Origin of the sequence: Desulfosalsimonas sp. (assembly GCF_046483245.1) — a bacterium.
Lineage (GTDB): Bacteria > Desulfobacterota > Desulfobacteria > Desulfobacterales > Desulfosalsimonadaceae > Desulfosalsimonas.
Map to the genome: position 1 here is coordinate 1 of NZ_JAWODO010000073.1, position 11,282 is coordinate 11,282.

The 11,282-nt window shown below is 54.9% G+C and carries 11 protein-coding genes; 6 read left to right on the forward strand and 5 right to left on the reverse strand.

The features are described 5' to 3' along the window. Window positions 1-129 precede the first annotated feature (129 nt). The 4 genes from R6U41_RS06930 to R6U41_RS06945 form a co-directional block, all read right to left on the reverse strand. A complete protein-coding gene (locus tag R6U41_RS06930; protein WP_410269105.1) occupies window positions 130-468 on the reverse strand; it encodes a P-II family nitrogen regulator in 339 nt (112 codons plus the stop codon). A gap of 67 nt (window positions 469-535) precedes the next feature. After that, window positions 536-1,825, reverse strand: a complete 1,290-nt coding sequence (locus R6U41_RS06935) for an ammonium transporter (RefSeq protein WP_410269106.1) — start codon at window positions 1,823-1,825, stop codon at window positions 536-538. Between the two features lie 54 nt (window positions 1,826-1,879). Next, window positions 1,880-4,489 (reverse strand): [protein-PII] uridylyltransferase, encoded by a 2,610-nt coding sequence (gene glnD, locus R6U41_RS06940; protein WP_410269107.1) that lies wholly within the window; start codon window positions 4,487-4,489, stop codon window positions 1,880-1,882. Window positions 4,490-4,760: 271 nt separating this feature from the next. Further along, window positions 4,761-6,134 carry a helix-turn-helix transcriptional regulator gene (locus R6U41_RS06945; RefSeq protein WP_410269108.1) on the reverse strand — a complete coding sequence of 458 codons (1,374 nt, stop codon included), beginning with the start codon at window positions 6,132-6,134 and terminating at the stop codon, window positions 4,761-4,763. A 199-nt stretch (window positions 6,135-6,333) separates the two neighbouring features. Between R6U41_RS06945 and R6U41_RS06950 the strand changes: the two genes are divergently transcribed. Beyond that, window positions 6,334-6,954 (forward strand): hypothetical protein, encoded by a 621-nt coding sequence (locus R6U41_RS06950; RefSeq protein ID WP_410269109.1) that lies wholly within the window; start codon window positions 6,334-6,336, stop codon window positions 6,952-6,954. 72 nt (window positions 6,955-7,026) lie between these two features. Here the strand turns inward: R6U41_RS06950 and R6U41_RS06955 are convergent, their stop codons facing one another. Next, entirely contained in the window at window positions 7,027-8,649 is a 1,623-nt protein-coding gene (locus tag R6U41_RS06955; protein WP_410269110.1) for a hypothetical protein, read from the reverse strand. A gap of 274 nt (window positions 8,650-8,923) precedes the next feature. Here R6U41_RS06955 and R6U41_RS06960 point away from each other — a divergent pair, with 274 nt between their 5' ends. The 5 genes from R6U41_RS06960 to R6U41_RS06980 all read left to right on the forward strand — a co-directional run. Then, window positions 8,924-9,202: a hypothetical protein gene (locus tag R6U41_RS06960; protein ID WP_410269111.1), complete on the forward strand. Its 279-nt coding sequence runs from the start codon at window positions 8,924-8,926 to the stop codon at window positions 9,200-9,202. A gap of 113 nt (window positions 9,203-9,315) precedes the next feature. Continuing rightward, complete coding sequence (locus R6U41_RS06965; protein WP_410269112.1) at window positions 9,316-9,720, forward strand: hypothetical protein; 405 nt, start codon at window positions 9,316-9,318, stop codon at window positions 9,718-9,720. Window positions 9,721-9,760: 40 nt separating this feature from the next. Continuing rightward, window positions 9,761-10,576: a M48 family metallopeptidase gene (locus R6U41_RS06970; protein WP_410269113.1), complete on the forward strand. Its 816-nt coding sequence runs from the start codon at window positions 9,761-9,763 to the stop codon at window positions 10,574-10,576. After that, complete coding sequence (locus R6U41_RS06975) at window positions 10,573-10,950, forward strand: fluoride efflux transporter FluC (protein WP_410269114.1); 378 nt, start codon at window positions 10,573-10,575, stop codon at window positions 10,948-10,950. The genes R6U41_RS06970 and R6U41_RS06975 overlap by 4 nt, the downstream gene beginning before the upstream one ends. 18 nt (window positions 10,951-10,968) lie before the next feature. Next, the coding region (locus R6U41_RS06980) for a DUF190 domain-containing protein (protein WP_410269115.1) at window positions 10,969-11,282 on the forward strand (314 nt) is incomplete at its 3' end.

Genomic DNA, 11,282 nt, shown 5'->3' on the forward strand with positions numbered 1-11,282 from the left:
TCCACCACCCGGATATTTTCCTGCTGAATCATTTCCAGTACGTCTTTTGCCTGCTTCATTTTCTGTTTCCTCCTCGAATTTTTGATGAATAAACTGCTTTAAACGCCAACAAATGTAAATCCTGTTTTTTTATATGGCCTCGTTGTCCGCCTCGCCGGTACGCACCCGGAGCACCCCTTCCAGGGGGATCACAAAAATCTTGCCGTCACCGATCTTTCCGGTGTTGGCCGCAGAACGCACCGTATCGATCACCTCCTGGGCCCGGTCTGCGGGCACCACGATTTCAAGCTTGATCTTGGGCATGAAATCCACGAGATACTCCGCGCCCCGGTAAATCTCCTTGTGGCCTTTCTGGCGGCCGTAGCCCTTGACCTCGGTGATGGTCATGCCCTGGATACCGATGTCATTTAATGCCTGTCTGACATCGTCGAGTTTAAACGGCTTGATGATGGCTTCTATTTTTTTCATGGTTTATCCTCCTGCTGCAAGGTTGACTTGGCAAAAAATTCTATTTTTATCTTTTTACGAAATTTCCTTAACCGGCAATTTCAAAGGCCCGCTCACCGTGGATGGCATTGTCGAGCCCGGTGATCTCGCTGTCTGCTTCCACGCGAAGTCCCCTTGTGACAGCCCGGGTGACCATGACCACCACAAAGGTGGCAGCGGCTGAAAAGGCGATGGTGGCCACGATGGAAACCACCTGGATGACCACCTGCATGGGGTTGCCGTATAACAGACCGGCTGCGCCCTCTGTAATGGCCGGGTTGGCAAATATGCCGGTTGCAAGGGCACCCCACATACCGCAGACGCCGTGAACCCCGAAGGCGTCCAGGGAATCGTCATATCCGAGCTTCTGCTTGAGCCTGGCCACACTGTAGAAACCCAGCATCCCGGCCACGGCCCCGATCACCAGGGCTGCGGGCAGATTTACATATCCGGCTGCCGGAGTGATGGCAACAAGACCGGCCACGACGCCCGAGGCAATGCCGAGCACGGTGGGCCGGTCTTTGGCAAACCATTCGGCAAACATCCAGGCAAGGGCCCCCATGGCCGCGGATGTGTTGGTCACCATGAAGGCCGAGGCGGCCACCCCGTCTGCAGCCAGCTGACTGCCGGCGTTAAACCCGAACCACCCGAACCACAAAAGGGCTGCGCCCAGGGCCGTTAGTGTAATGCTGGAGGGAAACATGGCCTCTTTGCCGTAGCCCAGCCGCTTGCCCACCATCATGGAAAGCACCAGCCCGGCAACTCCTGCATTGATATGCACCACGTTTCCCCCTGCAAAGTCCAGGGCGCCCATGGCATGCATCCAGCCGCCGCCCCATACCCAGTGGGCCACGGGGCTGTAGACCACGGTCAGCCAGAGCACGGTAAACACAATCCAGGCTGAAAACTTCATCCTGTCCACGATAGCACCGAGCACCAGGGACACGGTGATTGCGGCAAACGTCATCTGGAAGACCACAAACACCAGTGTGGGGATGGTGCCAGAGATACTCTCCGGGCCGATGCCGGCCAAAAACAGATAATCAAGCCCGCCCACGATTTTGCCCACGCTTGGGCCGAAGGCCAGGCTGTAGCCCCACACCACCCAAATCACGCTGGCCAGGCAGTAGGCCACAAAGGTCATGGCCAGGGTATTGAGCAGATTTTTATACCTTGACATGCCGCCGTAAAAAAGCGCCAAGCCGGCCGGGGTCATCATCATCACCAGGGCCGTAGCCACAATGACCCAGGCCGTGTCCCCGCTGTCAACCTGCTGGCCTGCAAATGCCGGGGCAGCGGATAACAGCAGCAGAAGCAATGCATTTAGAACCTTTTTCATAGTTTTCGCTCCGTTAACAAAATTGTAGAAAGGATCGGTCGGATACAGACGAATTCAAGACAACACTGAAAGCACCTGCCGCCGGATGTCTTGCACCTGGCCGGCATCCTCCACTTTGTTGCCCTGGTCGTCGCGGACATAAAAGACATCCACGACCTGATCAACCTTGGTTGCAATCTTTGCAACCCATATATCCAGACCACTTCTGGTCAGCGCATCCGTAATCCGGTACAAAAGACCGGGAAAATCATAGGCAAAAACTTCAACAATGGTGTAGAAACTGGAACTGTCGTTATCAATCACCACCCGGTTGGGCCGGCCGGAGACTTCCTGCTTTGCCGCCCGCACCGGCTTTTGCGTCAAAGCCGCACCCAAATCAAGCCGGCCGGCAAGAGCGGCCTCCAGATCCCGTCCGGCCCGCTGCCAGCGCTCGGCCTCAAAGATTTCATCCGGCGGCGGGGTGACGGTGAAAATATCTAAGGCCACATTGTTTTTCCAGGTAAAGACCTGGGCATTTAAGACATCAATACCGCTTAGGGTAAAAACCCCTGAAATTTTGGAAAACAAACCGGGCCGGTCCTTGGCGCACACCACCACGGTTCGGGTATTGGAGGCCTCATCCGGGGTGATCTCCCATACATATTCATTGGTTTGCAGCTGCCGGTAAAGATTTAGATGGGACACGACATCCCGGGCCTCGGTATAGAGCAGATACCTGGGCGAAAGAATATTGAGCAAAGACGCCACATCCGTGTCCGGAAAATCCACGGCCTGGCGCACGTAGTTTTTTTTCTTCTCCACCCGGCGCACCGCGCCCGTGGTGGCAAGCTCGCCTTTTTCCAGTATCCGCAGAATCTTTAGAAAAAAATCGCGCACCAGGGTGGCGGTCCAGTCGTTCCAGGCCTTTGGACCCGTGGCCATGGAATCGGCCACGGTCAGCAGGTAAAGCATTTTCAGACGATTGACATGGCCGATCTGCCGGGCCGTTCGGATGGCGGTTTCCTCGTCGTGAATATCTCGCCGGCTGGCGGTTTTGACCAGCAGCAGGTGATTTTCAATCAGAAAACAGATCAACTCCACTTCCCTGGGACCGTAGCCCATGCCGGCCACGATGTCTTTGGCCATTTGCGCTCCGGTAATGGAGTGCTTTCCCTCGGCCCCGGCTTTTCCGATATCATGGAGCAGGGCTGCCAAAAGCAACAGATGCTTGCGCTTTAAGCCGTTGTAGACCTTGATGCACAAAGGATCCACCCCATCGGGCGGGCTGTCGCCAAAGGACTTGATAAAATACACCGTGCGCAGGCTGTGACGGTCCACGGGATACAAATGATAGGCGTCAAACTGGATCCGGTCCACGATTCCCGCAAACTCGGGAATCAGCCGTACCAGAAACCCGGTTTCCAGCATCTGATCCAAAATATTGACCGGTCTTGCCGGAGTGAGCAGAATATTTTCAAACGCCCGGCGAACCGTGGAATCGGCCCGGAATTTGTCGTCTGCCAGGTACCCGAACTCCCGCACCAGGCGCCCGGCCTCCCGGGTCAGGGGCATGCGAAGCCGGGCGCTGGCCTCAAAAATCTGGATCAGCAGCTCCGGGGACTTGACAATCCGGCTCGAGGACTTGAAATCCAGCCCCCCGCGGTTGATTTCAATGCCGGGGATTTCCGGGTGCCGGCGGAATCCAAAACTGCGGCGGGATGGCTTTTCAAACCCAAGCTCAAACAAAAACAGCAGCAGCTGTTTTTTGACATATCCCATTTTTGCGTGCAGCTCGCTCATGAGCCGCTCAACCGGCATTTGCCCGTCTTTTTCCACAAGGCCCATTTCCTCGGCCAGCCTGAGCTGGTAATTGAAATAGAGCTGATCGCATTTGCGGCCGGTAAAGTAATGAAGCCGATTTCGCACCTTCCATATAAATTCTATGGCGCGGACCAGGTTTTCATATTCGCCGCTGGAAATCGCCCCGTGATATTCCAGATCGCGCAATTCCTTCAAATCAAACCTGATCCGGCCGATCCAACGCATGGTATGATAATCGCGCAGCCCGCCGGCGCCCTCCTTTAAGTTGGGCTCCAGCAGAAAAGCTGAATCCCCGTAATGATCATGGCGCTGGCGGTTGCGGTCCACCAGGGAACGGATGATCTTATGCGGGGCCCGGCAAAGCATCCGGTCTCGCACCTGGGCGGTCAAGTCCGCGTATACGGATGAAATGCCGCATAAAAACCGGGCATCAAGCACTGCGGTGAGCACTTCCAAATCCTCCTTGGCCATTTTCAGGCATTCGCGCAGGGAGCGGATGGCATAGCCCACGTCCAGACCTATGTCCCAAAGGGGATAAACGTATTCCCTGACCAGTTCCTCGGCTTCTGCGGGCACGGACTTTTCAAACAAAAGGAGCAGATCCACGTCTGAAAACACGCATTGCTCGGCACGGCCGTATCCGCCCAGGGCAATGACCGCATACGGGTTGCGGTTGATGGCCAGCTGCGGTCCCACCCGGCTGGCGGCAAAGCACTGCCGGAAATAGGCGTCAAACAGCTCGGCATGGGCGCGGATAAACTCAGACGGCTCCCATTCCATGGCTGATGCAAACAGATCCTGCCGGGCCTGTTTTAAAACCGCCGCCGGATCGGATGCCTGTTTTTTTTCTGTGTATGCTGTCAAAACTTTTCCTCCGTTTGCTTTTATAAAGCAACTTACATGCCATCTGCGGAAATCAAGCAAATAAACTTTTAAAATCAAACAGTTATACATAAAACAATTTTCAGGGCTAAGAGCAAACCAATACAAAATTGTCAACTGATCTTACATTTTTGTAAATTCAAATTTCTCTGTCTGTCTTAAAGAAGTATACAAGGGATAAAATGAAAAGCAACAGGGATTCAGGCAAAAACACACGGGGTGGGCTGCAGAGCGCATATGCGGGTGCAAGGGGCTACAGGTTGTTGAGTTTTTCAAACAGCTTCTTTTTACCGCTGACCCCCATTTTTTCATAAACACGGTGCATATAGGTTTTTACCGTGGATTCGGAAAGCTCCAGCTCCAGGGCGGTCTGGCGGTAAGTTTTTCCGGCCAGCACTTTTTTGAGCACCAGATATTCCCGCTCTGATAAAAGCATCCGGAGATACCTGGGCATCTTTTTTTCAACTTCATCCTCACCGGCTGCAGCATCCGGACGATTCCTGCTTGCGGCCGGAACCGGCGCCGCCGTCCCTGCATCAGCAACCGCAGGCTGCCCGGGCTTTGATTCTGCCAGGCCTGGGGTTTCAGCCGGACCAGCGCCGGGAATATATCCGTAGCGGCCGAGAAAATAAAGAACCAGCACAGAAAGGTTGAGCACAAAATGGCCTGTCATGACAATGGCTTCTGTCATGCCTGCAAAATGGCGCCCCATGAGCTCACCAGCGGCAATCCCGGTACAGACCACAGCCAGGCCGATGCCAAAGGCGCGCACCGGATCGGCCAGATCCAGCAGAACCGCAATCAATACCAGATCCACCATACCGGTTGCCGCCTGGAGGGCAAACATGCCGGCGTTGACCGGAATCGAACCCGAACCGGTCTGCATGATGGTAAAAGCCGCCATGCCCAGCACCACCCCGCTTATCAGGGCCAGATCCCGGTTGATGCGAGTGAGCCGGTATGCACCAAAAACGGCTGCAGCGTAAAAAAGCATCTCAAAGCCCGGCAATGCTGCCTGCTGGTGATAGGCCGGCATCACGATGACATACATCAGCCCGCATATCACTTTAAACAACAGGATAAACGGCAGGTAGTGCCACGGAGCGGTTTCATCCGGCATTTCCATGGATTCCGGATCAGGCAGGCGGGCAGCAAGCACGGGTATGGCAAGTAAACACACAGCCACTGCCGCAAAAAGCCAAAAACTGTTTAACGGCCACAGCAAAACCGGCAAAACCAAAAGGTTGCCAGTTACAAGGCCCACGGCTGCGCACAACAGGGGCCGGGGGCTTTGACAAAGGGTCACACATGCCGCAATTGCCACCACGGCACCGCTTGCGCCCATACAGGCCAGAACCCAGTTCCCTGCAGAGGGTTTGAAAAAAAGCAGCAAGGTCAGCACAGCAGTAGCCAGGCACCCGGCCGACACCAGCCGGGAAAACGTCTGCCGGGGACAGAAAAGTCCAAGCACCAGCAATGTCGCCACATGGATGGGCAGAAAGGCCGCAGAGGCGTTAACCACACCCGCAGCCCCGGCAAGGGGGCCGTCCATGGGCACGGAAACCAGCCAGAACACAAAAGCGGCAAAGCACAATACCGGATATGTATACAGGAATTTTTCTGTCATCTCTTTTTTTTATCGGATCTTTTTCGGGCGGAGTTTACAAAAAGACGACAAAAAAAGCAAAAAAAACAGGAAAGTTTACAAAACAGCGACTTGATAAAATAATGGGTTCCTGTTTCTCTAACTTTTCTGAAAATGCGGTTACCCGGGGGATTGGAGCAGGAGAAAACATAATTGAAACAAAACAAGAGGAGGGTCGCAGATGAAGCACAAAGGGATTTTATCGATTTTATCATTGATCGGTGTATTATTGATCAGCGGCATGCTGCTGGCGGGTTCGGCCGCTGCAGAGGAAGCATCAGAATCCGGCCTGGACTGGAAAGCCGGCCTCGGCTACCAGGGCATGTGGGTCGGGGGATTTTTAAACGGCATTTCCGCCCGCACCTGGATTGAGGACAAATACGGGGTGGAGGCCAACTATTTTTACGGAGATGTTGAGACGCGAACTTTTGATGTTGACCAATCTGACACATCTGACGCGGATCTTTACATATTTGAGCTAAAAGCCATGTATGCCCCGGTTGTGCGGGAATACAGCCGCTTTTACGTGGGCGCGGTGGTCAGCCGGGGATCCTTTGACCTGAAAAACACCGGCTATTTTTTTGGCCGGGATTTTGACGATAAAATCTGGGGCTATGGTCTTTTTATCGGCAGCGAGTGGCATTTTCAGGAATTTCCGGAAATCGGTTTCAATTTTGACGTGGGATACAAGGCATATCGCTATGATGATCGCTACACAGACCCCGACGACGGGGATTACTTTAAAATGGATCTGGACCTGGAAGGCATCGATGCCACCGTCGGAATCCATTATTATTTTTAACCGGCTGCACTGACGCAAAATCATCATCCCCCGGCAGGCCGGGGCAACGCCGGAACCCCGGTATGCCCCGGCTCATTTTAGCCCCGCCCTGCAGGCTGCGGCAAAATCCTCAGGATAGTGGCCGTTGATCCAGCGCAGCTGGGATTCGGAAAACGCGCCCGGTGATTCGGGCAGGCGGGGCAGGATCACATAAAACAGGCGCTGGCCATTATCCGCCATGTCCATGCGCCTGGAAACCTCGTAAAAGGTTATCATTTTCGCCCCCATATGGCACAGGGCCTTTGCGGCCTTGAGTATGGCGGCATCCAGGGACCGGCGCATGTCCGTGTCGGCCTCGGCAATATGACCCACGGGCTTTCGCGCCATGACCTGAACCTCCCACTGGGAGGTCTGGGCCTTGGGCACAAAGACCATGACATTCTCATCCCGATCTACGATCAGGCTCTGCGCCCGCTCTTCTGCGCCGTCCATGCGCTGGTTGTTTTCAATGGCCGAAATATAGGCATCAAAAAAGCAGACCCCGGTTTGGGCGAAATATCGGGAAGCAAAGGTTCCCACCTGGTCGCCGATGGCATAGGCTGCCATTTGGGGATCAGGCCCCTGCGCTGCGGCAACGGTTTTGGGAATCATGGCATACTGCTGGTGGATCTGCTGGTGGGAGGCATGCAGGCGGTAACCGGACGGGGCATAGTCAAACCCGTAATTCCAGCCCCACAGGGTGCGGTTAAACGTCATATCCCGTCGCTTTTGCTCGTCTTTGAGCAACTCGAAAATCCGCAGCCGCAGATCTTCAAGCTCGTGTTCTTCAAGGCCGCGCCTGGATATATTGACCGCGATCCCCAGATCCCGGGCCAGCCGGGCGTATGTGCGCTGATAATACAGATGGCGCATGCCGCACATATCCGCATGGCTCAGGCTGGCCACCGAGTAGCGTACCGCGTCTTCGGCCATGTTGGCCGCATAATGGCCCCAGGCAATGTAGCTGTTGCTGCGCAGATATTCATATACGTGGGTTTGCCCGTTTCCACCGCCATATTCGCCGACGATTTCGTTTGTCCCCTGCACCCCGGGGCGCAGCACCATGACCTGTCGGTAGATTTCCGGCAGACAGGGATTGTTGGCCAGGGTCTCAAACAGGCTGTGATCATGGATGCACGCCCGGATCCGGCCGTCCGTCCCCTGCCGGTATACCAGTCCGTCAGGACGGCCGGTTTGCGGATCAAAAACAAAATCGCAGGACAGACCGGCAAGGGCCATCAGATCCTCCGGATCTGTGCCGGTTTCGGCCAGGGCCAGCTTCAGCGGTCCGGGAAGGGCTTCCAGCATCAGTAATCTTTGCCCATCCGAAACCCTGCTGTCCGACTGCCACGCAGACAAAACCGAACCAAAAGAAACCGGTTCGGGTTCGGGCAGGCGGATCAGGGAGACCGGATCCTTTGCATTTTCATCCGCCCACCGGGTGTTGATATAGGTCACTCCGCGGAAGGCAAAGGCATTGGGCACCTCAAAAACCTTGTCTGCAGCCGGCACCTCCACGTCTTGTTCCGGAAAGTTGGCTTCATTGGCAAGGGGCGTATTGTCTGCCAATGCGCCAAGCTGCATCCGGCGGTCTTTCGGCCGAAAATTTTTTACTGAAAACGCCGGCGCATGGATGCCGTAAATAAAAGAACCCTCGGGTGAAACACAGGTACGCATGAACACATTCCTTTTTTTTAAACAGATGGCAGCCGGAAATTCTGCGGGCATTTGCCAGCTTATAAATATTGCTCCGGCATCCGGGGAGTTGTCAAGACCCTTAATTTTCTGGATTGCAGGCCTTGTAAAACAGCCTGCCATGAAAGATCCCCGGAAGATAGATAGTGCCCGAACGAAAACCAGGATTTTTCGTTAAGGTCCAGGACAGCGAAAATTTTAACCGCAGGAATACTCGACGTATTTTGAGGATTAAAATTTGAGCCGGACGCAAAGATTGGCGGAAAAGACGGTTTTCGTTCAGGCACCAGATATGAATATCCACTGTTATCCCGGCGCCCTGTCCCAGGCTTTGACCAACCTTGTGATGAACTCGGTGAGCCACGGCTTTGACGAGCCGGGCGGTGAAATCCATCTTGACATTTCCGCTGCAGAAGAGGAAATTATTATTGTATACATAGTGCCCGAACGAAAACCAGGATTTTTCGTTAAGGTCCAGGACGGCGAAAATTTTAACCGCAGGAATACTCGACGTATTTTGAGGATTAAAATTTGAGCCGGACGCAAAGATTGGCGGAAAAGACGGTTTTCGTTCAGGCACTACATAGACAACAGACAGGCCATAACGCCGGAGGTGTCCGGCAACAGGCAACCCAAAGGAGCACCGGCATGCAAACACCAGCAGAACTCAATACATTTCTCCAACAATGGACCTCGGATCCCAACGGCTGCCGGGAGATTTTTCTGCAGTTTCAGTCCCGCATCCAGGCGCATTCCGATATCACGATTGATTTTGTGGCCCGGCCCGGGCTCACCTATTCCCTGCGGGCAACGCGCATCGGGCAGGATCGGCCCCTGTTTGTTCTCATGGATGTCATTGATGAGGATCCCAGATGGCTTTCGGTCTGTTTTTACGGCGACATGATCACGGATCCCGAAGAATACGGGGACCTGGTACCCGAAGGACTCATGGGTGAAGACGGATACTGCTTTGACCTGGAAGAAAATAATCGGGATCTTGCGGAATATATCGGCAAGCGGGTGGATGAGGCCTATGAGAACGCTTCCGGATAAGCCAACGGCCTGCCTGGGGCATTGAATAAAAGGAAAAACCATGCGCGGGAATTTGCTTAAAAAAATTGGAATTGCATGCATCATCTGCCTTTTGGCGGCCGCCTGTGCAACGGTTCCGATCACCGGACGCCGCCAGGTCAGCCTGATCCCCGCAGATACGATTGTTTCCATGAGCTATCAGCAATATGATGAATTTCTGGCCGAGCACGAACCGGTCCGGGACACCGAAGAGGCGGCAATGGTCCGGAATGTAGGGCGCGACATTGCCGATGCCGTGGAGGCCTACATGCGGCAAAACGGTATGGAAGACCAGCTGCAGCACTATGACTGGGAATTTCAGCTGGTGGAAGATGAAGCGGTCAATGCCTGGTGCATGCCCGGAGGCAAAGTGGTTGTATATTCAGGCATTCTGCCCGTAGCCCGCGGCAAACACGGGTTGGCCGTGGTCATGGGCCATGAGATCGCTCATGCCGTGGCCAACCACGGAAACGAGCGCATGAGCCAGGGCATGCTGGCCCAGATGGGCGGCATCGCCCTTTCCGAAGCATTAACAACCCACCCGGCCACCACCCAGCAACTCTGGATGACCGCTTACGGGGTTGGCACACAGGTGGGCCTGATGTTGCCATACAGCCGTCTTCATGAAAAGGAGGCCGACCGGCTCGGCCTGATCTTCATGGCCATGGCCGGCTATGACCCGCGGGTGGCCGAAGATTTCTGGACCCGGATGGCCGGGCAGAAAGAAGGCGGGTCCCCTCCGGAATTTTTAAGTACCCACCCGGCAGATGATACCCGCATCGCCAACATCCGGCGTATGATCCCAGAGGCCATGCAGTACTACAGGCAGAGCCAATGATTGCACGCATTCTTTTGCTTTCCGCTGCCGGTGCCGCCGGAACCCTGTGCCGCTACGGACTGACCGGACTGGTCCACCGGTTTGTCGGCGCCGGCTTTCCCTGGGGCACCCTTGCGGTCAATGTCGCGGGCTGTTTTCTGGCTGGCGCCGGATGGGCATTTTTTGAAAGCCGGTGGCCTGCGGCCGGCCAGGCCCGAATTGTTGTGATGATCGGATTTATGGGGGCCTTTACCACGTTTTCCTCATATATTCTTGAAACCCAGCAGCTGATGCGGGCTGCGGAATGGCTGCCGGTTGCGGGCAATTTTCTGCTGCAAAACGGTCTAGGCTTTCTTGCCCTGCTCGGCGGCGTCAGCCTGATGCGCTGGATTTAACCGCACAAGGAAAAGCAAATGAAGCTGCCTTCCGAATCCCTTCTTTTGCGGATTTTTATCGGCGAAACCGACAAATTCGAAGGCCGTCCATTATACAAGGCCATCGTGGAAGACGCGCGCAGACAGGGCATGGCCGGGGCCACGGTCCTGCGCGGGATCCTGGGCTTCGGGGCAAACAGCCGGATCCATACCACCCAGATTCTCCGCCTGTCCGGGGATCTGCCCCTGATTATCGAGATCGTGGATTCAGAGGAAAGAATCAACGCCTTTTTGCCCCGGCTCGACGAAATGATCAGCGAGGGCCTGGTTACCCTGGAAAAGGCCCATATCAT